Source organism: Rhizobium sp. SVR5-9E, assembly GCF_056755095.1.
Genome location: NZ_JBNDHS010000620.1, coordinates 1 through 245, shown reverse-complemented (window position 1 = coordinate 245; position 245 = coordinate 1). Strand labels below are relative to the sequence as shown.

At 35.5% G+C, this 245-nt stretch carries 1 protein-coding gene; it reads left to right on the top strand.

What is annotated here, in order from left to right; all coding sequences use genetic code 11:
• Nucleotides 1–245, top strand: a 245-nt coding sequence (locus ACPYOJ_RS36290) for a GTP cyclohydrolase II (RefSeq protein WP_481420526.1), incomplete at both ends; no start/stop codon positions are given.

Genomic DNA, 245 nt, shown 5'->3' with positions numbered 1-245 from the left:
CATATGGCAATTGTCGCAGAAAAAACAGATTTTTCAAAGCCTGTAAATGTGCGTTTCCATTCAGAATGTATTACCGGAGAAGTTTTCCATTCAAAAAAATGTGAATGTGGCCAGCAACTCGATGCTGCCATGAAATATATCCATGAAAATGGAGGAGTTATCATCTACCTTCGACAGGAAGGAAGAAATATCGGAATCATCAATAAATTAAAAGCATATTCTTTACAGGAAAAAGGATTTGATAC